Raw genomic sequence first — 26,203 nt, 5'->3', positions numbered from 1 at the left:
CATGTTACGAAAAGATTACAAAAATGTTACCAGAACCCCTTCTTTATGTAATATTGAAATCATATCGAAATACTAAAGTTCGGTTTTCCCTTAAAAGCCGTGCTTATCAGGTACTAATATTACAGTTTGTAACATTCAGTACCGTTCTTAATTAATAAATGCTTAATTAATTTTAAATTTGTTCAAAAAAAATCGAAAAATCATTTCAAAATGACTTTTCGACTAATGTGATTTTCAATTTTTCTTAATTTTCTTTAACCCAATTCCAGTAAACCCACTTAAAACTGAGAAAAGCGGACAAAGTAAACTAAAGAATACAAATGGTAAATAATGTAAGGTTGGGACATTTAAGGTATTGGCCACAAAGACCCCGGCTACTCCCCAAGGAACTAAGTAATTAATCACTGCTCCCCCATCTTCCAAAGCCCTTCCCAGTGCTTCCGGAGCAAGACCGGCTTTTTGATAATCAGCTTTAAAAGCGGTTCCGGGCAAAATAATGGAAAGATATTGTTCACCAATGAAGATATTTACGCCAATAGCTGCTAAAACCGTACTTAACACCAACATGCCAGCAGACTTAACGTGTGCAGAGAAACGATCCATCACCACACTAATTACCCCCAGATTAATCAATAGGCCACCTAAGGCTAACGCAATGATAATCAAAGTCATGGTTCCCGTCATCGAAATAATCCCACCGCGGTTTAAAATTTGATTAATTTCCGCGCTGGAAGTCTGAATCTTAAATCCATTTTGCATCACATCGGCAATCTTCACAAACGAGTAATGATGACTAGGGTTCCATAAAATCATGATTGTGGTAACTAAAATATTGATAAATAAGGTCGGAATCGTGGGAATCTTAGTCCAGGCACAGATTAGTAACAATCCGACTGGGATTAACATCCATGCCGACACCGTAAAGTTACTAGTTAAAACCTGTGTAGTATTCGTAATTTTAGTCAAACTTGCCACATGATGAGTTCCCCCAATCAACGAAAATAAGATCAGCGAAAGCACAAAAGCAGGGACCGTTGACCACATCATATTTTTAATGTGGTCATAAAGGTCATCACCGGCAATGGCCGACGCGAGGTTGGTAGTGGCTGATAGCGGTGACATTTTATCACTAAAAACTGCCCCAGAAACGACTGCCCCAGCAATCATCGCTGGATCAATCCCCATCGTAGTCCCAATTCCCATCGCGGCAATTCCAACGGTGGAAATAATCGTAAAAGCACTTCCAATAAAGCACCCCACAAAAGCACACATTAAAAATACGGATGGCAAAAACCAGCGAATACTCAAAATATGAAAACCATAGACCATTAAAGTTGGAATTACCCCTGACATAATCCAGACACCAATTAAGGAGCCAATTAATAGGAAGATAAATAACGGAATGATTCCATTTTTCACCCCCATTACAAAACTGTCATTGATATCATCCCAACTAAAGCCTCGTAACCGTCCCCATAAAATCAGTAACAAAATGACGCTTAAAATCGGTACTACGGGAGTCAAATGGAGCTTAATAATACCTATGCCCATGATAACTAACATAATTAGTAAAATGGTCACAGATTCCCATAACTTCGGTTTAATTTTGGTTTCAGACATGTTTAACTCCTATTCAGCTAGTTTACGGTTTAAATAGTGGGTTAGTTTTTCAAGCGAATAAACTCCGGTTACTTTTTCAACACCCTTCCCATCTTTAAATAAAACGATTGTGGGCATTCCATAAACTGAATAGCGTTTGGCAATGTCTTGTTGCTTATCAACATTTACCTTAGCAAACTTAACTTTGCCCGCAAATACTTGTTCTAATTGATCTAAAATCGGATCCATGATTTTACAAGGGCCACACCATGGGGCCCAAAAGTCAACGATAGTCATGGGTCCTTGTACTTCTGCTTCAAAATTTTCTTGATTTAAATTAATTGCCATAATTACCTTTTCTTTCTAATAAAATGAATGATGATGGTTACGATAATTGCTAAGATTACAAAACCACCAAATAAAGCGGATGGAATCTCAATATCAATCATTGGAATTGATAATAAGAGCTTCACTCCAATGACAAACACTAAAACATAGGCCATCGTTTTTAGTTCGGGAACTTTCTTCATTAAAGTCATTACAAATTCAGCAATCCCTCGCATGGCTAAAATTCCGACCATGCCCCCAATTAAAACTACCACTGGATTAGAGGAAACCGCTAGCGATGCTAAGACTGAATCAACAGAAAAAAGAATGTCCATCATTTCAATTTGTACAACGACCCACCAAAAGAACTTTCGACTATTGGGATTCCCTTTTTCTTTAACTTGTCCCTTAGACTTTTGCTTGCCGAGTCTGGGGAAAAAATATTTGAGGGCTAAATAAATTAGGTAAACTGCTCCAATAATTTTGATTTCCCAAAAATTAATCAGATAAACCCCAAGACCAATCACAAGAAAACGGAACAGGTAAGCGCCCCATAATCCGTAAAACAATGATTCTTCTTGCAATTTTTTGGTTGGTAAGACTTGCGTTTGGGTCGCCAAGACAATGGCATTATCAACTGACATGACACACTCTAGGACAACTAGTGAAAAAATAATTAACCAGTCATCACCTGAGGTAATCACCGTCTTCCAGTTGTTTAAATCAAAAAATGGTCCATAAAGCTGTTGAATTAATGAGAACAATTAAGTTCCTCCTTTTAGTTATTAATTGCTTGTTTATCATATTTTGCTAATTTATGCGTTTCGATTACTTTAATTAATTTCTTAGCGTAATCTGGATCGGTAGCATAAGTATTCTTTTGGAGTAGCTTGGCCTGATCTTGATAACTGGTAATCCCAGCTTTATGCAAGAATTTCTCGTAAAGAGCTTCGTTATGGTCTTCAATGGCTGTTTGAAGGTCTGGATATTTTCTAAATTGACCAACTTGAGTAACGTGTTTACCATTAATATATTCACCGGTATCATATGAAATCGATTGCCCCTCATAAGTCCCTTTGATTCCAAATGGATTATAGGCATTGGTATAAAGTTTTGATTTACCCCAATCAGATTCCAAAATTGCCTGGGCAATTACGATACTAGGTAAAACTTGTTTGTTTTTCTTGTACAAATCAATTGACGGCATTGCAACTTGTTTAATAAACTTATTGTGTTGCTTCAAGACTGGATCATGAGCTCGTTGATAAGCTTCTTCTGATTTAATCAGATTTTGTTGGTTGATGTGCTGCCGAATTTTATAGGTTCCAAATAATAAGCCCACGGTTCCAAAAACAATTACGAATGCAATTACTGGATACCAAATGCTTCGGCCGTTTTCATCAGTTTTGATTTTAAATTTCATAGATAAGACACTCCTTTAATAATCTCATTATACCCTATCACTTTTAAATTTTGCTTAATATATTGTTTCAATAATATACGTGTTTTTTAATTATATTCTAAACTTTTGCCGTATTTTATAATATAATTAACAACATTGCTAAAAAAGGGAGGCAGTTGCGTTGATTAAAAAAGAAAAAATTAACCAAAACATCGAATGGATTCAAGTAACTGATTGTCTTCCAGTCGAAAAACAAACCTTAAAAGATCAATATCACTTAACCGCAGAAATGCTTTACTATGTACTTGATCATCACGAACGTCCACGGATGGAATATTATGATGATGAACAACTTTTATTAATCATTTTTGACGTAGCCGAACCTTCACGGTTTAATGGTGATATTTCAGCCGAACCAATCGGAATCATTATGACTGGAGACCGTTTATTTACCTTTACCGCTAACCAAACCAATTTTGTGAATCCGTTATTGCGGACCATTGTCGATAAACTTCCGGCCGTTAAACGTGATACGGTCTCAACGCTGGATATTGTTTTCAAAACGCTTTACCAGCTGGCCATTCAATATTTCGATTATATCAATAACATTAATAGTATTCGAACTAAGATTCAGCGAAACTTACGTGGTAAGACGAGAAAAAGTGCCATTAATCAACTTTTGAATTTACAAACTGATTTGGTTTACTTTTTAACCTCACTTTCCGCGAATAACGATATGTTGATGATGGTCAAACGAAAACTAGGTAAAACTTTATCTGATGACGATAATGATGTCTTAGATGATGTCATTGTCGAAATTCAACAAGGTTTATCAATGGCTCAGATGGCTAATCAAGCGGCCCAACAGGTTGCGGGTGCTTATTCAAACTTACTTGATAGTAACTTGAATAGTACGATGAAATTTTTAACGGTCTTTTCGATTGTACTTACCGTACCAAACATCGTCTTTGGTTTTTACGGAGAAAACGTTAACCTACCATTCATGAATCATGCGATGGCCTGGCAGTTAACGATTCTAATCAGTTTCATTCTGATTGTAATTGTCCTCTTGATTATGCGTTTTAGTGATTTTTTCAACCGTTAAACTACAAATTCCCTTTACACACGTAAGGGGAATTTTTTTATGCAAAAATTTAAAGCGTTCGTCGTCAAGCATTGGCTCATCTGCATGTTAATCAGCGGTATTACGGCAGGCTTAGCCTTAGTCAACTTACCTAATCTCAGTCAGCTAGCCATCCAAACCGCCATGCCACAGTCTGCGTTAACTAAGCAGGCTGACCACATCACGGGTCATTGGAATCCCCAACTCAATCATGCGCTTCCAGTGACCATTACCTATTCAGTTCCCACAGAATTTTCCGCCAGCCAAAAAGTCCGTTTAGCGAATAAAGAACGCTTTTTAATTGAACACAAAGCGGACTTAAAAATTTATCAAGTCACGAGCAAGCACACCAGTCCCCATGCGCAACGGCTATTCAACGGAAAAAACTGGTCTAAATTAGAACTCTGGATTCCCCAGCAACTAGTCAATCAGCCTTTATACCAAGCCCAGCTTCGCCACCTCTGTGCTTTACCAGGAATCAAAACCAGTTGGCATAATCCAATTAATGAACAATACCGAAAATTAGTCGACCAGTGGTATCAACAAAAAATTATCTGCGGCTGGATTATAGTGATTAGCTTTCTCATTTTGCTCCTAACCACTTCACTAACTACCACGATTTTAGTAACGTTAGCTAATTTGGAATTTAGCCTGATTGGCTTAAGTTTAATTACTAAGCTAACCACTACTTTTTACTTTTACCTACCGTTACTGCTTACTTTGCTAGTTTGCTTAATTACTACCAGTATCATGTTATTTTACAACCAGCCGCGTTGGTTAAGTAAATTACATCATCCGTTACGCGCTTGGAATCCATTTATTTCGCTCATCTTGCTAAGTTTCCTTATTTTCCCATTAGTAAGTAACTGCCAAATTCATTTTCAAACTTCTGACCGACCCCAAACGGTTACTGTTTATCTAACCAGTCCTAAATCACTCATTAACCAATCGTCGTTAGCAGAATTAGATCATCTAACTAAAACCCTACAAGCTTTGCCCAACGTTACTCAAGTCACCAGTTTGACTCAACCAGGTGGCAAAGAAATTCCTAAATACCAATTAGGCACTCAGCTAGCCGAAATTCAGCAAAATCTAACTCACCAACACCAAAATACGCAAGCAACCTCTGCCCACCTTAAGCAACTCAGTCACGAGCAAACCATTCCTACACTTTTACCAACGCAAATCCCGCAACTGCAACAATTACAAAGTACAGCAGATGCAAAGGATTCCTTTAACCAAGTAATCCAACAGCAGGCTACCATCCAAACTGAACTTGCTCAACAAACTAAGCATACGAAGGAGGTCCTTGCTGAGGCGAATACTAGCCTAACTGCCAATCAGCCCGATGACGAACTAACCAACTTAGCTAGCTTGCAAAAACACACTCGCCATCAATTTTATTTAACTAAGCCAGACGCACAGGATTCCGATTTTAGCCAAACTTGTTTTAACTATAATAATCAAACCCAAACTGCCACCCGCTTAGAAATCACCCTTCGTGATGGTAAGTTAGGTAAGTTGCCCCAGTTAATTAAAAATCAACTGGTGGGGACTACCTTTCAATCGGTAATTGGTCTGACCGGAATTCCCGTTTTAGAAAATACCCAGCAGCAGCATTTTAAAACGCAACTTCCTTACCTGCTAGGTGATTTAGTCGTTTTATTCCTGATAATTAATTGGTGTAAATTCAAATCATTAACTTTCGCCGTTTTGCTTTTTCCCGTCGTCATCATGGCTGGCACGGCTAGTCTTGGGATGCTAAATTATCTAACTAACTATCAATTTAATCCACCGCTTTGTTACTTGCTGCTAACCTGTTTAACTTACTTAGCTCTCTTACCAAACTCCCAAAATGCAATTTTCTTGACACTAATCGTTACGCTACCATTTTTGTTAGTGGCCTCTTGGCGAGAATTGGGCATCGCGTTACTAACGTTCTCTTTAATCTACCAAAATTTCCTTTTTATTCTGCTTAAAATTAAACAAACAAAAAAGCCGATTTTTCCAAATCAGCTTCAACAATATTTAAAAAGCCGCCTAAGTTAATTGGCGGTTTTTTCGTTAACTTTTTCAACTTTATAAATGAGCTTCCCGTTATCATCTAAATAACTGTAAAGTCGTTGCTTTTGATTAGCGTCAAAATAACCCATATCCATCATCGTAATGCCGTCATGTTCCACAAACCCATGATGCATTTCCATGATGATGCGATGCGTATCTTTCACCGCTTGGAATCGTTGCTGTGCCTTTTCAATGGCAGCACCCAGCGGACAGCCTTCATCTAAAAAGTGCTTAATTAAACGGACCATCACAAAATTTTCGTGATTAAAAACCCGTGAAGCCATCTTTTCATTACGAACGCTATGAATGTAGCCCTTTTGTTCCCAGTAACGAAGTTGTCTCGGCGAAACTCCTGTCATCTTACTAACTTCACCAATTCGAAAGATGTAATTTTTTTCGTTAAAATCTTTTAAAAATTTAGGATCTTTCACGCTCCGGTTCCTCTTCTCTAGTTAAAGTTTAATTATTTATTATACTCGATAACTTTGATTTGGTCACCGTCAACCATCATTTTGGTAATGCTGCCATTGGCTGGACGAACGCTCAAATCAAATTGGCCTGGTTCAGAAAAACGGTCAACCAAACTTAACAAGGTGTTCCCGTGACTCACTAACAACACATTATCCCCATCTTCTAGGTTTGAATTATTGGTAATTAGTTGCAACCCTTGGTTAACTCGTTTCCAGTACTCTTCTGCATTTTCAGCTAAATGAAATGGATCTGCTTCTTTCATAAAATCCTTAGCGTGGTCCATATCATACTTGGTAATAATGTCTTTGAAGGTTGGGGCACCATGTGGGGCTCCGCTGGCATACCACGCTTCATCCATATTTAAACCTTCAAAGTAGCCATAAAATTGTTCCCGGAAAAATGGTGAGACCATTGGTGGCCGAACGTTAAATGTTTGATTTTGATCGTCAATAATTGACATGGTCTTACAAGCCCGGGGCATATCACTACAGTATGTCGCTTTAAAATCAATTTGCGCTAACCGTTTCCCTGTGGCAACGGCGCCATCAATTCCTTTTTGGGTTAATGGAGAGTTACTCCAACCTTGTAGTTTATTAAAAATATTAAAGTATGTTTGTCCGTGACGAACTACATATAAAGTAAATTTTGCCATAATGTCGATTACCTCTCTTTTAAAATAGTATACCACGCAATTATAATTAGACTAATTCTTATACTTTGCTTAGTTTTTTTTACGCTTAAAGTCTGCTATCATGTAGTTTATGTATATCTCAATCGATAAGGGGTTATAACCGTGAAATTCATTAAAAAGCTACGGACAAAGGTTAATACGCGATTTGGTTTCTTTGTCCTTCTGGTTTGCCTATTTTGGGCTAAAACACTTTATGCCTATTTCATAGACTTTCATTTAACAACGTCTGATTTCTTGCAACAAATCTTATTATTCATTAATCCAGTCGCAACGACTGTGATTTTCTTTGGCTTAGCTTTTTATTTAAAACCAGCTAAGCTATTTTATCCCGCAATTTTATTTTTAGACTTTTTAAACACTGTCTTACTTTATTTAAACGTCATCTACTATCGCGAATTTACCGATTTTATGACGGTTTCAACGATGACTGGTTATTCAAAAGTTGATCAAGGGTTAAGCGGGGCTTCACTAGCCTTAACCTCTGCCCATGATGTTTTCTACTGGCTAGATATCATCGTAGTGCTTTTGTTACTCCTATTTAGGGTAATTAAAATTGATAAAAAACAACTAGGAGCTAAGTTTGCTTTTGCGATTTTTTCGGTCGGCTCCCTGTTATTAGTGACTAACATTACGTTGGCTGACATGGATCGTCCGCAATTGTTAACCAGAACTTTTGACCGGACGTATGTCGTTAAATATTTAGGCTTAGACGTCTTTACCACTTATGATGGTTTCCAAACCCATAAGTCTAACGAATTACGTTCCAATGCCAATAAATCAGAAATTTACAAAGTTAAAGAGTTTACCGATCAACACTATGCAGTGCCTGATAAGGACATGTATGGTGCTTTGAAAGGTAAAAACGTGATTATTATTCATTTGGAAAGTTTCCAACAATTCTTGATTAATAAAAAGATTAACGGAAAAGAAGTAACCCCCTTCTTAAATTCCATTTATAACAGTAATCACACCTACGCTTTTGATAATTTCTTTCATCAAGTCGGTCAGGGAAAAACTTCTGATGCCGAAAACATGCTTGAAACCAGTACGTATGGTTTACCCCAGGGGTCTTTGTTTGCCCAATTAGGAAGTGACAATACTTTCCAAGGTGCACCCGCCATTTTTGATCAACACGGTTATTCGACCGCCGTCTTTCACGGAAACGTAGCTAGTTTTTGGAATCGAAATAACACCTACAAGAATCTAGGTTACCAATATTTCTTTGACGCTAGTTACTATGATACTTCTGGTGATAAAGCATCTGGATATGGTCTAAAAGATAAACTATTATTTAAAGATTCTACGAAATATCTACAACATTTACAACAACCCTTTTACACTAAATACATTACGGTTACTAACCACTTTCCTTATGATTTAGATGACAAGGATCAAAAAGACGATCAAATTACGCCACCAGATACTGATGATAAGGCGGTTAATAATTATTTTGTCACGGCTCACTACCTTGATGAATCTGTAAAAGAATTCTATCAATACCTTGATAAAACGGGCTTAAGCAAAAATTCAGTCGTTGTACTCTATGGTGATCATTATGGTTTATCAAATTCGGAAAATCCTAGCTTAGCTCCCATCCTGGGTGTTAAATCAGAAGATTGGAATGATTTTGATAATGCACAACTACAACGTGTTCCGTTCATGATTAACTCGCAATCATTTAACCACGGACACGTTGATCACACGTATGGTGGTGAAATTGACGTCTTACCAACCTTGATGCATTTGATGGGCATGAGTACCAAAAAATACATTCAATTTGGAACGGACCTCTTCTCGAAAGAACATGACCAAGTCGTAGCCTTTCGTAATCAAGATTGGGTTTCGCCAAAATACACTTGTATTGGTGGTACCATTTACGATTCTAAGACCGGAAAAGTAATTAAACCTAACGCGAAACTTCAAAAGAAAATCGATGCCATGCAAAAACAAGTTAATACGGAATTAAGTCTCTCTGATACGCTTAACTCGCAAAATCTGCTTCGTTTCTATCATCCGAAGGGTTTCAAAGCCGTTAACCCGGCTGACTACAACTATTCCAATGAACTTAAACGAGAAGAAAAAATTGAAAAAGAATTAGGTGATAAGTCAACCAGCGTCTTTGATACTGATGGCCAAAAAGATACGCAAAAGACTTATAAAACCGATGCTCCAGAAGCAAATGAACCACGAAGTGATACGAACAAGATTCAAATTACTAACCCGGATTCAAATAATCAATAAACAAAAAAATTCCAGATCAATTGATCTGGAATTTTTGTATATTCTTATTTATGCAAAGCCGTACTATGAATTGGCATCCGACGATCTGGATAAAGTCGCTTCATAATTTCATTAATCGCAACTGGAGCTTCCCCAAAACCAGTGACAATCAAAGTATCCTTACCTGGATAAATGGCTTGATCACCAATACTAAAGACTCCTGGTTCAGAAGTTTCCATTTCCGAATTAACTTCGACTAAATTATGATCTAATGCTGGTTGAATTTGCCAACTTTGTAAATCTTTGTTGTTGGAAATAAAACCGTAATTAACCACTAACTTATCAGTCGTAAACGTTGCTTCGTCTTCTGTTTTAAGCTTTTTAGCAGTTACTTGAAGACGACCATCAACTTCATCAAGTTGCTTGATTAAGTATGGCGTTAGAATTTCAACGGAAGATTCATTTAACTTATCAACCATTTTTTCTAATCCCCGAAATTCATTGCGGCGATGTAACAACGAAACGTGGTTAGCAACTGGTTCCAACATCAAAGCCATATCGACCGCTGAGTCTCCCCCACCAGCAACCATGACGTCTTTACCAGCAAACTTTTGCAAGTCTCTGACACTGTAAGTAATAAACTTATCAGCCACTTCATCAACGTTTTCGGCCCGCAATTCACGCGGTTTAAACGAACCGTTTCCCGTAGCCAAAATAACTGCTTTACTATCGTAAGTTTCATGATCAGTGACGATTTCAAAATGGTCGTCATGACGAATAACGTTGTTTACTTTAGTGCCAACGCGTTGTTCTACTTCTGGCATCGTATCTAATTGAATCTGTAAATTATTAATTAATTCCGATCCTTTTAGTCCAGCAAAACCAGCAACATCCAAAATCGTTTTTTCTGGATATAAAGCATTAACTTGTCCGCCTAATTCGGCAAGACTTTCAACAATCTGGACTTTGGCCTTTCGCATGCCTGCATAAAATCCAGCAAACATTCCGACAGGTCCACCACCAATAATTGTGATATCATATAGTTTGTGCGACATTCATAATCAACTCGATTCTAAAATTTATTTACAAAGGAAATTTTACCACTATGAAATACAAGAAGACACTTATTTTTAGCATTTTTATCTTAATTATCGCGGTTGGCTTTGGCGGATGGTACTACAATGCCCATAAGGAATCATCGTATACGGTTAAGCAAACGCGAACTGCGACGGTATTCATTCCCGGTTTGGGGGGTAACTTTATCACTTCTGATTACATGGTATCATCTTGGGACAAAGATGGGGTAGCAACTCGTGCCCTTCAAGTCTACGTTAAGAATGATGGTAAAGTGGAAACCACTAAGCAATTCGCTAAAATTGGTAAAAATAATCCTGTAATCCAAGCTAACTTCCAAACTAATAATAAACCAGCCCAAGAAGCGCGCTTGATGCCTAATTTACTAAAATACCTTCACCAAAAATATGGAATTGATCATGTGAACTTGATTGGTCATTCTTCTGGTGGGGAAATTATTTACAACTACCTTACCAATAAAGATGGCTTAAATAAGGTTCCGACTAAAGATCTTCCTCAAGTTGATCACTTTGTTTCCATGGCCAATACTTATCCACTTCATGATAAAAACATTAAGAATTTACCTAAGAACTTAGAAATCCTAAACTTCTGTGGTGATATTGATCATACTGGAAGTGATGGTTTAATTCCAACCCGTGATGTTAAACCATTCGGAAACCTCGTTAAAGGCCACGTAAAGAGTTATAAATTCATGGTTTACCATGGTGACCCACAACAAGCACAACACTCGATGCTCCACGAAAATCCAGCGGTTAACAAAATTATTGCGCAATACATGTACAATTAAAGCAAAAGCGAACAAATTTAGGAGATTTTCCTTAAATTTGTTCGCTTTTTAATTTAAAACTATTGAGTTATTAGTTAAAATCCAGTATTATAGAGAAAATAAACTAACGATTAGTGGAGGAAGACTAATGAGTGTTAAGAAAATGATTCTAGATGTAGATACTGGTGTTGATGATGCAATGGCCATCACCTACGCCGTTGCTGATCCAAATGTCGAATTAATTGGGGTGCTTTCTTCATATGGTAATATCGATGCCGAAAGTGCCGCTGACAACGCCCTTAAAGTGCTCCACTTACTTCATGCTGATAACGTTCCCGTTTTTATTGGTGAAACTGATCCTGTAGACCACCAATACCAAAGAATTGCGATTAATGCCCAAATTCACGGAGAAAACGGAATTGGTGACGTTGAGTTAACCGAAACTGAAACGGTCAAAGAAGCCCAAAATGGTGTTGATTTCTTAATCGAAGCAGCTAAAAAGTACGGTAAAGATTTAACGGTGGTTGCTACTGGTCCAATGACTAACATCGCTGCTGCGATTAAAAAAGATCACGACGCCATGAAAATGGTTGGTAACATTACTATCATGGGTGGTGCTTTAACCGTTCCGGGTAACGTAACTCCGGTTGCTGAGGCTAATATAGAACAAGATCCCGTAGCTGCTAACGAAATGTTTACAAGCGACCTTGAAATTAACATGGTTGGATTAGACGTTACCCTTCGGACTTTGCTTACGAAAAAAGAAACGAAGCAATGGCGAGAAACTGGGACTGAAGCTGGTGAAAAAATGGCTGATATCGTTGATTTCTACATTGATGTTTACGATGACATTTATCCTGAATTGGGTGGTTGTTCCCTTCACGATCCATTGGCTGTCGGTGTCGCAATTGACCCTAGCTTTGTAACGTTCATTCACATGAATATCATGGTTACCACGGAACACGATGCATACTACGCTAGAACAATTGGTGACAAAGCCCGCTTAAATGACCCTGATACGAATGTTAACGTCGCTGTAGATGTTGATAAGGCTCGCTATCTTAAAGTCTTTATGGATCTTTTCTTGAACTTGTTTAATGAATTAAAATAATGACTAAAACACAAAAATAGGACCTGAAATTTTACCTTCAGATCCTATTTTTTATTTAGTTAATGATTCAAGCCAACTATTTGTGTATTCAAGGTTAGACTTAATTACTTTAATCTGTGGGTTAGTTGGATCAAATTTTCTTGATTTAGAACTCAAAGCATACGACTGTTGTAACAATGTTTTAGCTTCCTTTTCTTGGTTGCTGGTCACCTTTTGCTTATTACTTGTCCAAGGGAAAACATCTTTACCAACTTTACCTTCCTTCACAATTTTTCCTTGAAATTGATTAAATTTATACATAAAACTCTCTGTATTAAATTGGTAATCATCAAGGTTAACCGCTGTATACTTCTCTTGCTCGCTTTTAATCCGTTCAATTCTAATTTTTTCAACCATTGCTTTTCGTTGTTGTAGTTTAAAAAGTGAAACTGAAATCACCAGCACTAATACTCCTAAAACTACATAAGAAATAATCCTAAAATAATGTTTTTTAATAAAACTAGTTAATTTTTTGTCATTTTCAAAATTCATTTTTCTACACCCCTACTGTACATTCATTATAAGGTTAATTTTATTGTTGCGGTAGTAGTAATCGTTAATAATCGCACTTTAATCATTAGAGTTTAAATATTTATCATTATTCTCTAAATTAATGTTAGAATGAAAAATAATTAATCAATATACTAAGGAGTATTAATCATATGAACAAAACCCGAGTTGAAGCCCTCACTGATGCCATCGTTGCCATTATTATGACAGTGATGGTCTTAGAATTTAAAGTTCCTGAAAGTCCAAAACTATCGGCAATTCTTGCAGAAATGCCCTACTTATTTGCCTATATCGTTAGTTTAATCTTTATCGGCGTTGCCTGGTACAACCAACATTATATGTTTGCGCTAGTAAAACGCATTACTAAAAAAATTTACTGGGTGAACAACTTATGGCTTTTCACCATGTCGTTAATCCCCGTTGCTGCTGGTTGGGTCGGAAGATACATCGATAGTACTGGTCCCGAATGGTTCTATTTAATTATCTTTGTGGCTTGGAGCCTGGCTTACTTATATCTTAGTAAAGCCATCATTCAGCAACTAGAAGTGGAAGATTCCAAGTCAGCTCAAAAAATTAAAGAAATGTTCATCTATCGTTTTATCAATACTCCTTGGTTTATTGTTGTAACGATCATCATGGCCATTAGTATCTTCTTCTTTCCACCCAGTGGCTTGATTCTTGGCTTTATCGAATTAGTCATCAATGGAATTAAAACCAATCCTGATAGTGATAACTTAGAGAAATTTATTAAATAACATAGCAAAAAGGAGACTGCTCATTGCGGTCTCCTTTTAGTTAGCATCCGTTTTCTGTGTAATTTTAAAATGATAACGAATCGTAATAATCAATAAAATTAGATCAATCGTTCCAATCATTAAAAATGCCGGTAGCATCGTCGTCAGCAACAACGAGCCAATTTCAAAAACATAAAATAATGTTCCGACTGTGCCATCGGGAATTTGTTTGGAAGTTAAAATCTGAATGATTCGCATCACAAATAAGGTAAAGAATAAAATTGCCACTAAAACTAATTTAACTATGACTTTATTTTCTGCAAAAACAACTTGCAATAGGATTGAATCAACTATAATCAAATAAATTTCTAATAGGAATAACCACCGAATGATCATTACCTGAATGGGATTCTTCATTTGCACATGGAGTTCCCCAATCACTTGGTAATATACGGCTCCAATCATGGCAGCAAAAACAATCCCCATCGCAAACTCAAATAACACCAGCGGCTCAACTTTTTCAACCATTCCATATAAACCGGCAATCATCTCACCTAACGCAATCATCGTCATCAAGCCATACCGTTCCAGTAATGAATCTTTGAGTTCATAGTTCATTTTAATCGCTTGATATTCTTGTTTTAGCTTAGAATTAACAAAGAAAATTGCTGACAAGTTTACCAACAAAGCAGCAACTAATAAAAGTTCTTTAAATGGTGCATTAACCATTAAGCTAAGTAACAAAACCAAAAAACTACCGATAAAGACATGCGCATACTCTTTTGAGGCTGGTCCATGATTAGAATCAACGTGACCAATCACTAACCAATTCAGCGTTAACAAAAGCTGAACTGGCAACAAAGCAAAGATTAACGACTGAAAATCACCTAACATTGCGTGTGGAATGAAAATGGCTGCAATTCCAGTAAAAATCATCTGTAAATTAATCATCAAAATGTTATAGGCAGAATCATTTCCGTGATTATCAAAATAACCCGACGTTTCATGCCAACTCCAAAAGAACCAGCCAAAAATAACGACTGAATTAAGAATTGTAACTACGGAAAAATGTTCGATTACACTATCTGTGATTCGTTCAATTACAACTGCAAAGATTAAATCATAAAATAATTCCAGCCAACTAACTTTACGATGGCGAATTACATCGGTAATTACCCGTGGTTTACCAAAAAAATTAAACATCAACTTTACTCCTTGCTTATCTTAATATTCCTAGTTTACCACTGGATAAATATTTGCAAACCATAATTAATCAGCAAAAACTTCCTTGGCTAATTCCATGGCTGACCATGCTTTGGGCCATCCAGCATAAAAAGCCAATTGGGTAATAAGTTCGACCATTTCGTCCTTAGTAACCCCGTTCTTTTTTGCCATTTGCATATGTGCTTTTAATTGGGAAAACGTTCCTTGCGTCTGTAAACTAGCACAGGTAATTAAACTGCGTTCTTTAGAAGATAATTTATCCTCTCGTGACCAAACTTGCCCAAATAAAACATCATCGTTTAATTCAGCAAATTTCGGTGCAAAATCACCAAAGTTATCATGTCCTGCAGTTTGTTTCTTTACCATAATTATTCTCCTAACTTATCGTATTCTGCATCCGTAACCGGTTCCAAAAATTCTGATTTACCCTTAGTAATCGCAAGATGTTCAAACCAACTGTCTTTGGTAGCTCCGTGCCAGTGTTTGATATTACTTTTAGTAACCACTACATCTCCCGGAACCAAATGGCGAGCTGGCTTTCCCACTTCTTGATACCAACCTTCTCCGCCAGTTACTAATAAGATTTGATAGCCATAGTGCACGTGCCAATTATTCCGACAACCAGGTTCAAAAGTAACGTTTCCAACCGTTACGTCAACATCTGAATCATTGACTAACATCTTCAAAAAACTATCCCCAATAAAATATTTATCATAAGCAGTATTGGGTTTCCCAACTGGAAAAATGATCCCGTTTTTTACATTTTCGTTTTTAATCTTTGTCATCTTTAATCATGCTCCTCTTCAATTGTTTTTAAATAATCAGCAAAATCTTCTGGAATTGAATGGTCTAATTTCCCATCATACCAATCAATTTTATGCTGTAAAATTTCTAAATGAATTTTCATTTCTTTAATTCGTGACAGACTATTAGCTTGCACTTGTTGCAGTAAGTCTTTCCGTTGTTCAATCGTAGAATTCCCTTGTGCACGTAGTTCGACATACTTTTTAATTTCATTCATCGACATGCCTGTTCCTTTAAGATGTAATAAAAAACCAATCCAGCCAATGTCATGTTTCGTATAATAACGCCGGTCATTTTTATCACGTTGCGGGATAATCAAGCCTTCGCGTTCATAGTAGCGCAAGGTATAAGGCGACAATCCGGTCAATTCGCCAAATTTACTGATGGTATAGCGTTCTTCCTTTTCAGTACCCATCGGGCGCCTCCAATTACTTGATTTGTTGTTTGCGTGCTTCAGCAATACTAGTGGAAACGCTAATTAATTGCATCCCAAATCGACGAGTAACATGTTCCCAAATATGCGTAATTGGTTCGATTGCATCACTAGGTTCAAATCCATCAATGATTAATGATAATTTTTTATTCTGAAATGGATTGTCAGAGCTCATGTAATCAGTCATTCGATCAATTAAAATTTTCATATAGGCTGACATTGATGACCAATAAACTGGGGTTCCAATTACCAACTGGTCAGCTTCTTTAACTGCCGCAATGACCTCACTAAATTGATCATCCGCTCGTTGTGCTTGCCCTAATGGATAAACCACATAATCAACCAAATTAAGGGTCTGATAGTCATTTGCAATTAAGTTATCAGCAATTTCTGCCGTCGTTCCGTGGGCATCTTTACTAGCATTAATAAATAAAATCACTTCATCATCCTCCTAATTTAAAACATTGGCTGTGGTCCATCGGTACCTGGTTTAGCAATTCCTAAACTGCTATCTTGATATAATTTAGGATCTTTAATTATTTTAACGATTAAATCAGCAATACTTTTCCGTGAAATAATAGTGCCTTTAAAAGGGGTCCCCTTTTCCGTTAATTCATAATCAATCTCATCATTATTATCCATGTAGGCGGCTCTAATGATTGTGTAATCTAAATCTGAAGTTTCAATTAATTTTGCTGCCCGACGCGTATCTTCCATCACACGATGACCGACTGATTCCTCCAACCAAGTGCCAAATGGTTCGGGAACTTCATGGTAAAGTCCAAGTCCAGTTACATAAATTAATCGTTTAACATCATTTTCATCCATCGTTTTTACAATCTTTTTTACCATGGGTTCAAATTCACCACCTAGATTAGCATAAACGATATCTTGGTTTTTCATGGCAGCACTTAGTTGCTTTTCATCATTAACGTCTCCGTCAATCAACGTTTCACGGGCTTGATTTAAATCATTAATCCGTTTGGCATTTCTTAAATATAAAGTTAAATGGACATCGGTTTCAGCCAATAACCGGTTTCTAACCAATTGTGCAATCTGTCCATGTGCGCCTAAAATTAAAACATTTTTCATTTTGTTTCCTCCTTTAATCGTTAATTTTAGTCTATTACTTAGAGTTAGCTCTAAGTCAAACGAAAAAGCTTGCAACAAAAAAATCAGCAGATTAATTCCGCTGATTTTTTAATTTATTTATCAATCACCAAAAGTGACTTAATTGCTTTTCGTTGATCCATTGCTTCATAAGCAGCTTGAATATGATCAAGGTCAAATTGTTTCGTAAATACTTTTCCAGGATTAATTTTGCCATCTAAGACGGCTTGCAATAATTCACGTTTATCGTAAGTAGTAACCGAAGCGATTCCCCCACGTAATCCAGTATTATTCCAAAATAATTTTTTGGTATTCATATCTGGTTTTTGGGGAATTCCTACTCGTCCAATTACAGCACCGGGACGAGCAATTTTAGTCGCGGTATCAACTGATTGATCAGTTCCAACACATTCTAAAATCGCATCCGCACCAGCATGATCAGTTAATTCCATCACATGTTTAACCGCTTCAGCACCACGTTCTGGCACAATGTCAGTGGCTCCAAATTCTTTAGCTAATTTTTGCCGATCTTCGTGACGACTCATAGCAATAATTCGTTTGGCACCGTGTAATTTGGCTGAAAGTACCCCACAAAGTCCAACCGCTCCGTCACCCATGACAACCACTGTATCACCTGGTTTAACTTCAGCACTAGCAGCGGCATGGTAGCCAGTTGCCATCACGTCTGATAAAGCTACAAATGAATTTAACATTTCATCAGAGTAATCTTCGGGCTGACCCGGAATTTTAATTAAAGCCCAGTTAGCGTTATAAAAACGAAGATATTCAGCTTGATAGCCATTGTTACCACCTTTTTCAAGGTTAAAACAATTTCCATCAAAGCCAGCTAGACAGGCAGCACAATGGCCACATCCGTGGGTAAATGGGGCAATCACAAAGTCTCCTGGTTTGATATCTTTAACATCATCACCAACTTCTTCCACGACTCCAATGGCTTCATGCCCAATTCGAGAGTGAGCAGGACGATCTGATAACCCTCTAAACCACCATAAGTCGGAGCCACAAACACTAGCCCGCACAATTCTGATAATCGCGTCACCATGTTGTTCAATCTTTGGTTTAGGAACTTCTACCGTTTCAACTTTTCCTGGTTTAATAAATTCTGCTGCTTTCATTTTATCCATCATGTTTCTCCTTTAAATGTTTAATTATTTTCGATTAATGCCTAAACTATCATGAGCATCTAGTGTATCACTTTGCAATAGTTTACAAGCTAAATCAGCAATACTATTAATTGCGACATCATGCCCACCAAATGGCTCCCCTTTGTGGGTGATTTCATAGTCTTCACTACCATGATCAAACCAACCCGGACGAATCAAAGTATAGTCAAGGTCTGAATTTTCAATAATGTCAGCTGCTTTTCGATAATTGATTAACATGGGATTGTTTTCCAAATTTCCCGCACTTCCAACTGATGCCGGAATTTCATTGTAAATTCCCATGGACGTGATGAAAACTAATCGTTTAACCTTAGTAGCTTGCATTGCGGTTACTACTTTTTGGGCTAGTTCTCCCAAATTACCACTGAGCGCTACAAAAACGGCATCTTGATTTTTCATTGCCGCTTCTAATTCAGCTAAATCATTCACGTTTCCACTCACTGCGTGTTCCCGTTTTTTATTTATTTTTAATTCACTTGCATGCCTTGCAAAGAGCGTTAAAAAATCATCGGTTTTTGCTAATAAAGTTTCTCGAACTGCTGAGCCTACGTTTCCCGTTGCCCCAATTATTAATATTTTACGCATCATTTTACCCCTTTGCTTGAAATGGCCGTAATGAAGCTTCTGCATCCTTCATGTGGGTCTGATAGTTATTTATTTTATAGTCTAAACGGTCTAAAGCTTGTTTTTGTGCTTCAATTTTTTCAGCTAAAACTGCTTTTTGTTCGTTTAAGAGTTCTAAGCGAGCTGGAATGGTCGTTTCTCCATCGCGAAAAAGTGCAAGATACTCAATTAAGGCTTCTACTGAAATTCCCGCATTGCGCATTTGGCGACTAAATTTAATCCAACGTAAATCCTCATCATCAATTTTCCGAACTCCATTTTGATTGCGTTTAATCGGTGGAATTAAGCCAATTCGTTCATAATAACGAATCGTATCGGCTGAAACTCCTGATATTTCACTAGCTTCTTTAATATTCATAATTAAGCCTCCTTTTTCCTACTTACTTTTTTAGGAATAATAAATACCATGGTAATTACCACCACAATTAATAATAAAATCGTGATTCCCTTCATTGAAGTACTAAACTTAGCCACTGGATTATGAATTCCCATCGTTAGACTAGTAATGAGGGAAATGCCAAAAGCAGCCCCAATTTGATGCATTACATTTACTACTCCTGAAGCGGCTCCCGCGTCTTTATCGTTTACCGCAAAAATTCCAGCGGCAGTTAATGGTGCAAAAGCAAGTCCTTGTCCAACCCCAACAATCATCATTGGAATGGCTAGTTCAAGCCAGTAACCATGTTGATAGAAAATCATGGTTCCCATTCCAATCATAGTAATCATAATTCCAAGAAGCAATAACTTACCGTTCCCAAGTTTAGTAGTCAATTTAGGAACTTGCAAAGAAAAGACAAAGGTCACAATTGTAAGTGGCAAAAAGGCAATTCCGGCTTCAAATGGGGTGTAATGAAGATATTCTTGTAACATTTGTGGGGTAAAGAACCAAAAGGCAATTAAAGCTCCAGTAAAGGCAATTCGGCCAACATAGGCTCCAAATCGAACTCGATTAAGAAAAACCTTTAAAGGCATGATTGGTTGTTTAACTTTGTTTTCAACCACGATGAACAATAGCAGAAAGACAAAAGCAATTGCCCCAAAGATTAGTGGTTGTTGTGCTCCATCAATTGCATAAATCAAACTTGAAATGGCAACTAACGAAAGAATGGCTCCTAACCAATCAAATTTACCTGGTTGCTTATGCCCTTCTGGAATAAACTTTTGGGACATCACAATCATGACAATCGCGATGGGTACATTGATGAAAAAGCCGAAGCGCCACCCAATGAAGGAAGCAAAAAAGCCCCCTAAAATTTGGGAGACAGAGGCACCGACTCCAGCCATTGAACCGTACCAAGCAACGGCTTTGGTTCTTTCATACCCAGTAAAATTATCCATAATTAAGGCTAACGTGGTTGGTGCAATAATTGCTGCTCCAATTCCTTGTAAAGCCCGACAGACAATCATAAAAACTCCCGTCATTGAAATTCCCACTAAAAAGGATCCAATGGCAAAAATAACTAGTCCAATTTCAAAAACTCTTTTTCGGCCAAAAACGTCACCTGCGCGTCCTCCAAGTAACATAAATCCTCCAAAGAATAACGCATACGCATTTTGAATCCAAGAAAGTTGGACTTCATCTAAGTGCATACTTTGGGCAATTTTGATTGTTCCAGTAAAAATAATGGAATTATCTAAAATGATCATAAAATAACCCACTAGTATAATTCCTAAAATAATTCGTTTATTTAACTTCATCTTCTTTTCCTTTCGCTAACTATTGGTAACGATAATAAATCATAGACCTTGAAGTGCACTCTAAGACAAGGGAAAAGATTGATTTTTTTATTCTTAATCGTTAAGGTATATAATTTACTACGGCTTTTGCGTTACAAACTATTAGAAAGAGGAGAACTTTTATGTGTACTTCAATTATCATCAAATCAAAATCAGGTCGTCCCTATTGGGGCAGAACCATGGATTTCATTCCTAAATTTTTTAACACATCTAACGAACAAGCAACCATTCCTTCTCAGATCCTAAATATCCCAGCTAATTATGAAATTAACTCTGAAGTAGAAAACTGGACTAGTACGTACGCAGTCATGGGAGTTGGTCTTAAAGGTAGCGAACTGCTTTATGACGGGATTAACGAAAAGGGTTTAGTGGGAGATGTTCAAGTTTTGATGGAAGCCACTCACGCTTCTTTAGATTCTTTGAAAGATCGTAATTTACAGCCCGTTTTAGGCGAAGAATTCGTAACTTTTATCTTATCGCAATGTCAAAACGTTGCCGAAGTAAAAGAATTAACTAGCAAATTAGGTCTTTTAGACCAAGAATATCATTTAAACGGTCAACCAGTGTCATTAAGTCCCCACTACACTTTTATGGAAGAATCCGGAAAAGCAGTTGTTTTAGAACCTACTGACAATGGTGCCTTCAAAATCTATGATAGCGTGGGCGTTATGACCAATAGTCCAGAATATTCATACCACATTACTAACATCCGCAACTACATTTCTTTAAATGATATGAACATTAGTGAAGGAAGTATTGGTGGTAAATATAACCTAGAACCAATTGAAAAAGGAACTGGATATGGCTTATTTGGATTACCTGGGGACTATACTTCCCCATCAAGATTCGTGCGTTCTATGTTTATCGCCAATAACATTAACGATTTTCCAGATGATGAAGGCATTGCAACCTTATACAACGTTTTCAAACCGGTAATGATTCCAAGTGGCTTAGGTCGAATATCAACTAACCCTCGTCTCTCTGATTACACCCAATATTGGGTTGGTTACGATGTTAAAAATCGGACTTTGTACCTCCAAATTCCAACTTGCCTAACCTTTACTAAAGCAACTCTAAATACTGAATCCAACCAGGTAATTGCGATGGATCTTAACAACGAATTTAAAACTAATGCACCTAGCAAAAATTAAAATAATCCTTACGAGAAAAAATTATTTATGGTAGATTAATCTATACAATGAAAAAAGGAGATGGATTTTTTGCCACACAATTTTAAAGAAGAATTATTATTCACCGGATTAATGGCCGGAATGATGGTTCTAGTTATGGAAGCTTATAATATCGCCTTTTATAGCGGAATCGATGGATCATTTTTAATGAAAGTAATCATGGGTTACCCAGTCGCTTTACTGGTCGCTGCCCTTTTTGACCTATTATTTGTAGGACCAATTGCAAAGGGAATTTTCTTCAAATTTATGTTCAGTCCTAAAATGGAAGAAAAACCTTACTTAATTGCATTAGGAATCTCAAGCTTAATGGTCTTAGGAATGGTAACTTGTATGTCAGTATTTGGCATCGTAATTGAAGCCGGCTTTTCGAGCCTTACGCTTAGCAATTTTGGAATGACTTGGATTAGAAACTTAGTCTTAGCGCTTCCCCTTCAATTGCTAATTGTCGGACCAATTGCTAGAATGCTTTTAGCTAAAGTCCAAGCAAGAAATAAATAGCAATGCGAAAACCCCACAAGTTGAAAATTCGACTGGTGGGGTTTGTTGTAAAATAAAAATTTTGATGCTTGGACAAATCATTTTTTACACAACGGTGCTATAATTACCTCAATCAGAGAGCCATAAGCTTCCTGATGATGGACTATGTTTGATTATTTTCTTAGTTTTGTCATTTTCAACTATGATTCTTTTACATTTAACACCCTTTCAATCTAGGCATAGTCCGCAAAAGAAGTGCTAAATTACAAGCTAATTTGGTACTTCTTTTGTCTAACTAAATTAAGCAGACATATAATTTGCCCTACTTGATAAATTTTGCAATAATAAAGGCAACAAAATAGGGAAAGGGATGAAAACAATGGCTGAATTTTCTGGATTATTAGAAACTGGTGACGGTCGCATTCTTAATCTTGCAAACGTTAACTATGTTGCTCCTCATGAAAGTGAAGGTAAAGTAATTTCTTACCGTGTTCACTTTGAAAACAATACTACTGAAGAAATTGATGTGAAAGCATTCCAAGCTCTTCAACAATACGCAGTAAATAACAAATAATTTAATGCTAACAAAAAGGTCCGATTTTCAAAATCAGGCCTTTTTGTTTTGGATATTTTTAAAAATTAAAATCATTCGTTACGATATTTTCCGGTTCTTTTTTCACTAACACTTTTCCGTTTTTAATCGAATATAGCATTGTTCTACGCTCATTTAACACATCATAAAAATTAGTTGCATCAAAAACCAACAAGTTAGCTGGGTTGCCAACTTTAATGCCATAGTTATCAGCTTGATGTAAAGTTTTCGCCCCATTAATTCCGATTAGTTGGTATGAATCAAGAATTTGATGATAGCCCATCAAACCACTTGCTAAAATTCCAACATAGAGAACGTCCAACATATTTCCGTTTCCCATTGGATACCAAGGATCTTTGACATCATCTTCACCAAACGCAACGTTAACGTGATGTTCTAGCAATTCTTTCACTCTAGTTAAACCACGGCGCTTCGGATAGGTATCAAAGCGGCCACCTAAATGCATATTAACTAGCGGATTAGCGACCATATTGATTTTTGACATTTCTAGTAAACGCATCAACTTATAAGCATAAGCATCATTAACGCTAGCTAAAGATACTGTATGACTAGCGGTTACTTTATCTTTCATGCCCGTTTCATAGGCTAACGTAGCTAGTACTTCTAAGTTACGTGCATTAGGATCATCAATTTCATCACAATGGACATCGACTAATTTATCATATTTAATGGCTAAATCCATTAAAAATTTAAGTGAATCCCGACCATAATATTGGTTAAATTCATAATGGGGAATTCCACCAATCGCATCAACGCCCATCTTAGCCGCTTCTTCCATTAGTTCTTTTCCATTCGGAAACGATAAAATCCCTTCTTGCGGAAAGGCTACTAATTGTAAATCAATAAAATCAGAAACTTCATCACGAACTTCTAGCAAAGCTTTCAATGCCGTAAAGGATGGATCAGTAGTATCAACGTGACTACGGACTACTTGAATTCCATGAAGTGCTTGTTGCTTCAAAGTTGCGATGGCCCGTTGTTTTACGTCTGCTTTAGTTAGCGTCTTTTTTCTTTCCGACCAAATCCGAATTCCATCAAATAAAGTTCCGGTCTCATTCCATTCTGGTTCCCCAGCTGTTAACGTCGAATCCAAGTGGACATGGGGATCAACAAATGGTGGAATTACTAATTTACCCTTTAAATCTAAAATTTCATCATCATTTTCGTCAATTTTAGTTGCAATTTTTTCAATTTTACCATTTTTAATTAAAATATCTTTTAATTCTGGATCATTTTCAATATGAACTTGTTTAATTAACATGACTATCCCCTAATCTGCTTGCTGTGATTTTATTAATCAAGTAGTAAACAACTGCCACTACTAACATTACAATAAATGTTGCTCCTGTGGTTGCTTTGATAACTTCTAAATTAGCTAAGCCAAAGTAAAGGGCAATTCCAGCGAACCAAAGGATAACTGCTAGCCAATTAATTCCCTTTTGATACCAGAATTTACCATTTCGCTTGGCAAATTCTTCTAATTGATAATTTTGACCGTTTAAAAGATAGTAATCAACTAGCATAATCGCGATAATTGGTCCTAAGAACATTCCAATATAGTCTAAGAAATTAGTAAAAATGGTTAAGAAATCGCCATTTATAACTGGAATAAAAGTAAAGATCATCGCAATCACCGTGGCAATTAAAAGCGAAGTTTTCAAACTAATTTTAGGTGCCATATTATTCAAGGCTGACCCAGATGCTTGTAAATTAACTGCATTGGCTGTCATACTCGTCAAAACAATTACTACCATAGCAACTAATCCCAATCCCAATTCATTAGCAACTGTACTAGGATCAGAATTATTGGGATTATAAACTCCAGAGGTTACCGCAATACTAATCGCAGTAGCTAATCCCATCGCTGCAAAACTAGTTACACCAACCAAAGCTCCCCAGAAAGAAGCATGGGTTGCGATTTTGCTACTCTTGGCAAAACGGGTAAAATCAGCAGCACTCGTTACCCAAGCTAGGTTAAAGGCCGCTAAAATATCAATGGCTGAACCAAATGGCATTTGATCTTTTTTGGGAACGACCCATTTAATTAATTCGGCTAAAGAAACATGGCGGAAAACCACAATTGCTTCCCAAAGTACAAAACCAATCACTAAGATAATTCCGATTCGTTCAATAATTCTAACTGACTTTTGTCCGGCAATGATACTAAGCAAATGTAAGACACTCATAATCAAAATTCCGACAATCAAGCCTTTATTGCCACCTAGATGACCAAACACTGGCCAACCAAAGAAACTATGAAAAATAAAGGATAGCGAAGTTGCTGCAATAAAAGTATTAACTGCCGTCCAACCCATAAACATCACAAAGTTAATTACTGATGGTAATAAACTTCCCCGAATTCCAAAGGTGGCTCGCGTTAAAGTGGTCGTGGATAATCCAGTTCGATAACCAATCAAACCCACTAAACTGAGAAAAATATATGAAATAACTGAGGCGATTAACAACGCCCACATGCCACCAACAAAACCACACGCTGCAATAATTCCCCCAATAAACCACGTTCCGTTATTGGCATTGGCCCCAAACCAATTAGCAAACATATCCCAATAACTCATATTTCTTTGATCCATTGGAATCGGATAAACCTGATATTTATTTTTCATCTTTTCCCCCACCATTTCCATAAAAAAAGCG

29 protein-coding genes are annotated in these 26,203 nt (G+C 37.0%); 9 read left to right on the top strand and 20 right to left on the bottom strand.

Going from position 1 to position 26,203, the window contains the following annotated elements; translation table 11 throughout:
* Window positions 1-234 precede the first annotated feature (234 nt).
* The 4 genes from nhaC to ACEPSS_RS03790 are packed head-to-tail and all read right to left on the bottom strand — an operon-like array spanning window position 235 to window position 3,349.
* Complete coding sequence (gene nhaC / locus ACEPSS_RS03805; protein ID WP_395320335.1) at window positions 235-1,620, bottom strand: Na+/H+ antiporter NhaC; 1,386 nt, start codon at window positions 1,618-1,620, stop codon at window positions 235-237.
* 9 nt (window positions 1,621-1,629) lie between these two features.
* On the bottom strand, window positions 1,630-1,947 hold the full coding sequence (gene trxA, locus ACEPSS_RS03800) for a thioredoxin (RefSeq protein ID WP_395320333.1): 318 nt from the start codon (window positions 1,945-1,947) through the stop codon (window positions 1,630-1,632).
* Between the two features lie 2 nt (window positions 1,948-1,949).
* The gene (locus ACEPSS_RS03795) at window positions 1,950-2,690 is read right to left on the bottom strand and encodes a TerC family protein (RefSeq protein ID WP_395320331.1); all 741 of its coding nucleotides are present in this window, start codon (window positions 2,688-2,690) and stop codon (window positions 1,950-1,952) included.
* 14 nt (window positions 2,691-2,704) lie between these two features.
* Complete coding sequence (locus ACEPSS_RS03790) at window positions 2,705-3,349, bottom strand: glycoside hydrolase family 73 protein (protein WP_395320329.1); 645 nt, start codon at window positions 3,347-3,349, stop codon at window positions 2,705-2,707.
* Between the two features lie 160 nt (window positions 3,350-3,509).
* Between ACEPSS_RS03790 and ACEPSS_RS03785 the strand changes: the two genes are divergently transcribed.
* Together ACEPSS_RS03785 and ACEPSS_RS03780 are read left to right on the top strand one after the other, a co-directional pair.
* Window positions 3,510-4,433: a magnesium transporter CorA family protein gene (locus ACEPSS_RS03785; protein WP_395320327.1), complete on the top strand. Its 924-nt coding sequence runs from the start codon at window positions 3,510-3,512 to the stop codon at window positions 4,431-4,433.
* A gap of 39 nt (window positions 4,434-4,472) precedes the next feature.
* A complete protein-coding gene (locus ACEPSS_RS03780) occupies window positions 4,473-6,500 on the top strand; it encodes a hypothetical protein (protein WP_395320325.1) in 2,028 nt (675 codons plus the stop codon).
* Here the strand turns inward: ACEPSS_RS03780 and ACEPSS_RS03775 are convergent.
* Both ACEPSS_RS03775 and ACEPSS_RS03770 read right to left on the bottom strand, forming a co-directional pair.
* Window positions 6,497-6,946, bottom strand: coding sequence for a MerR family transcriptional regulator (locus ACEPSS_RS03775; protein WP_395320323.1), 450 nt, complete (start codon window positions 6,944-6,946; stop codon window positions 6,497-6,499). The genes ACEPSS_RS03780 and ACEPSS_RS03775 overlap by 4 nt on opposite strands.
* 32 nt (window positions 6,947-6,978) lie before the next feature.
* Window positions 6,979-7,638, bottom strand: a complete 660-nt coding sequence (locus tag ACEPSS_RS03770) for a histidine phosphatase family protein (RefSeq protein WP_395320321.1) — start codon at window positions 7,636-7,638, stop codon at window positions 6,979-6,981.
* Window positions 7,639-7,788: 150 nt separating this feature from the next.
* Here ACEPSS_RS03770 and ACEPSS_RS03765 point away from each other — a divergent pair, with 150 nt between their 5' ends.
* Entirely contained in the window at window positions 7,789-9,918 is a 2,130-nt protein-coding gene (locus ACEPSS_RS03765; RefSeq protein WP_395320480.1) for an LTA synthase family protein, read from the top strand.
* 44 nt (window positions 9,919-9,962) lie between these two features.
* Here ACEPSS_RS03765 and ACEPSS_RS03760 read toward each other — a convergent pair whose 3' ends face one another.
* Window positions 9,963-10,952: an NAD(P)/FAD-dependent oxidoreductase gene (locus tag ACEPSS_RS03760; RefSeq protein ID WP_395320319.1), complete on the bottom strand. Its 990-nt coding sequence runs from the start codon at window positions 10,950-10,952 to the stop codon at window positions 9,963-9,965.
* A gap of 50 nt (window positions 10,953-11,002) precedes the next feature.
* On the opposite strand from ACEPSS_RS03760, the gene ACEPSS_RS03755 reads away from it, so the two are divergent.
* Both ACEPSS_RS03755 and ACEPSS_RS03750 read left to right on the top strand, forming a co-directional pair.
* Entirely contained in the window at window positions 11,003-11,779 is a 777-nt protein-coding gene (locus ACEPSS_RS03755; RefSeq protein WP_395320317.1) for an alpha/beta hydrolase, read from the top strand.
* Window positions 11,780-11,906: 127 nt separating this feature from the next.
* Complete coding sequence (locus tag ACEPSS_RS03750; protein WP_395320316.1) at window positions 11,907-12,869, top strand: nucleoside hydrolase; 963 nt, start codon at window positions 11,907-11,909, stop codon at window positions 12,867-12,869.
* Window positions 12,870-12,920: 51 nt separating this feature from the next.
* Here the strand turns inward: ACEPSS_RS03750 and ACEPSS_RS03745 are convergent, their stop codons facing one another.
* Window positions 12,921-13,400 (bottom strand): hypothetical protein, encoded by a 480-nt coding sequence (locus ACEPSS_RS03745; RefSeq protein ID WP_395320314.1) that lies wholly within the window; start codon window positions 13,398-13,400, stop codon window positions 12,921-12,923.
* Window positions 13,401-13,570: 170 nt separating this feature from the next.
* Between ACEPSS_RS03745 and ACEPSS_RS03740 the strand changes: the two genes are divergently transcribed.
* Complete coding sequence (locus ACEPSS_RS03740; RefSeq protein WP_395320312.1) at window positions 13,571-14,173, top strand: TMEM175 family protein; 603 nt, start codon at window positions 13,571-13,573, stop codon at window positions 14,171-14,173.
* A 36-nt stretch (window positions 14,174-14,209) separates the two neighbouring features.
* Here the strand turns inward: ACEPSS_RS03740 and ACEPSS_RS03735 are convergent, their stop codons facing one another.
* The 10 genes from ACEPSS_RS03735 to ACEPSS_RS03690 form a co-directional block, all read right to left on the bottom strand.
* On the bottom strand, window positions 14,210-15,355 hold the full coding sequence (locus ACEPSS_RS03735) for a low temperature requirement protein A (RefSeq protein WP_395320311.1): 1,146 nt from the start codon (window positions 15,353-15,355) through the stop codon (window positions 14,210-14,212).
* Window positions 15,356-15,421: 66 nt separating this feature from the next.
* On the bottom strand, window positions 15,422-15,742 hold the full coding sequence (locus tag ACEPSS_RS03730) for a carboxymuconolactone decarboxylase family protein (RefSeq protein ID WP_395320309.1): 321 nt from the start codon (window positions 15,740-15,742) through the stop codon (window positions 15,422-15,424).
* 2 nt (window positions 15,743-15,744) lie between these two features.
* On the bottom strand, window positions 15,745-16,161 hold the full coding sequence (locus tag ACEPSS_RS03725) for a cupin domain-containing protein (RefSeq protein ID WP_395320307.1): 417 nt from the start codon (window positions 16,159-16,161) through the stop codon (window positions 15,745-15,747).
* Between the two features lie 2 nt (window positions 16,162-16,163).
* Window positions 16,164-16,595 carry a MerR family transcriptional regulator gene (locus ACEPSS_RS03720; RefSeq protein ID WP_395320306.1) on the bottom strand — a complete coding sequence of 144 codons (432 nt, stop codon included), beginning with the start codon at window positions 16,593-16,595 and terminating at the stop codon, window positions 16,164-16,166.
* A gap of 13 nt (window positions 16,596-16,608) precedes the next feature.
* Window positions 16,609-17,052, bottom strand: a complete 444-nt coding sequence (locus ACEPSS_RS03715) for a flavodoxin family protein (RefSeq protein WP_395320304.1) — start codon at window positions 17,050-17,052, stop codon at window positions 16,609-16,611.
* Between the two features lie 17 nt (window positions 17,053-17,069).
* Window positions 17,070-17,705, bottom strand: coding sequence for an SDR family oxidoreductase (locus tag ACEPSS_RS03710; RefSeq protein WP_395320302.1), 636 nt, complete (start codon window positions 17,703-17,705; stop codon window positions 17,070-17,072).
* 113 nt (window positions 17,706-17,818) lie between these two features.
* Window positions 17,819-18,859, bottom strand: coding sequence for a zinc-dependent alcohol dehydrogenase family protein (locus tag ACEPSS_RS03705; RefSeq protein ID WP_395320478.1), 1,041 nt, complete (start codon window positions 18,857-18,859; stop codon window positions 17,819-17,821).
* A gap of 33 nt (window positions 18,860-18,892) precedes the next feature.
* On the bottom strand, window positions 18,893-19,492 hold the full coding sequence (locus ACEPSS_RS03700; RefSeq protein ID WP_395320477.1) for an NAD(P)H-binding protein: 600 nt from the start codon (window positions 19,490-19,492) through the stop codon (window positions 18,893-18,895).
* A gap of 4 nt (window positions 19,493-19,496) precedes the next feature.
* Window positions 19,497-19,889 carry a MerR family transcriptional regulator gene (locus ACEPSS_RS03695; RefSeq protein ID WP_395320300.1) on the bottom strand — a complete coding sequence of 131 codons (393 nt, stop codon included), beginning with the start codon at window positions 19,887-19,889 and terminating at the stop codon, window positions 19,497-19,499.
* A 2-nt stretch (window positions 19,890-19,891) separates the two neighbouring features.
* Complete coding sequence (locus ACEPSS_RS03690) at window positions 19,892-21,229, bottom strand: MFS transporter (protein WP_395320298.1); 1,338 nt, start codon at window positions 21,227-21,229, stop codon at window positions 19,892-19,894.
* A gap of 161 nt (window positions 21,230-21,390) precedes the next feature.
* On the opposite strand from ACEPSS_RS03690, the gene ACEPSS_RS03685 reads away from it, so the two are divergent.
* The 3 genes from ACEPSS_RS03685 to ACEPSS_RS03675 all read left to right on the top strand — a co-directional run bounded on the left by ACEPSS_RS03685 (window position 21,391) and on the right by ACEPSS_RS03675 (window position 23,509).
* Window positions 21,391-22,419, top strand: a complete 1,029-nt coding sequence (locus tag ACEPSS_RS03685; protein ID WP_395320296.1) for a linear amide C-N hydrolase — start codon at window positions 21,391-21,393, stop codon at window positions 22,417-22,419.
* Between the two features lie 69 nt (window positions 22,420-22,488).
* Entirely contained in the window at window positions 22,489-22,956 is a 468-nt protein-coding gene (locus tag ACEPSS_RS03680) for a DUF2798 domain-containing protein (protein ID WP_395320294.1), read from the top strand.
* Between the two features lie 349 nt (window positions 22,957-23,305).
* Entirely contained in the window at window positions 23,306-23,509 is a 204-nt protein-coding gene (locus tag ACEPSS_RS03675) for a hypothetical protein (RefSeq protein WP_395320292.1), read from the top strand.
* A gap of 58 nt (window positions 23,510-23,567) precedes the next feature.
* Here the strand turns inward: ACEPSS_RS03675 and codA are convergent, their stop codons facing one another.
* Window positions 23,568-24,809 carry a cytosine deaminase gene (gene codA / locus ACEPSS_RS03670; RefSeq protein WP_395320290.1) on the bottom strand — a complete coding sequence of 414 codons (1,242 nt, stop codon included), beginning with the start codon at window positions 24,807-24,809 and terminating at the stop codon, window positions 23,568-23,570.
* On the bottom strand, window positions 24,799-26,172 hold the full coding sequence (locus tag ACEPSS_RS03665; RefSeq protein ID WP_395320288.1) for a cytosine permease: 1,374 nt from the start codon (window positions 26,170-26,172) through the stop codon (window positions 24,799-24,801). Before ACEPSS_RS03665 ends, codA begins: the two co-directional genes overlap by 11 nt.
* Window positions 26,173-26,203 lie beyond the last annotated feature (31 nt).

It is taken from the genome of Fructilactobacillus frigidiflavus, assembly GCF_044054575.1.
In the GTDB taxonomy this organism is placed as follows: Bacteria; Bacillota; Bacilli; order Lactobacillales; family Lactobacillaceae; genus Fructilactobacillus; species Fructilactobacillus frigidiflavus.
Note: the sequence above shows the minus strand (reverse complement) of the source record. Positions and strands in the feature narration are given on the sequence as shown.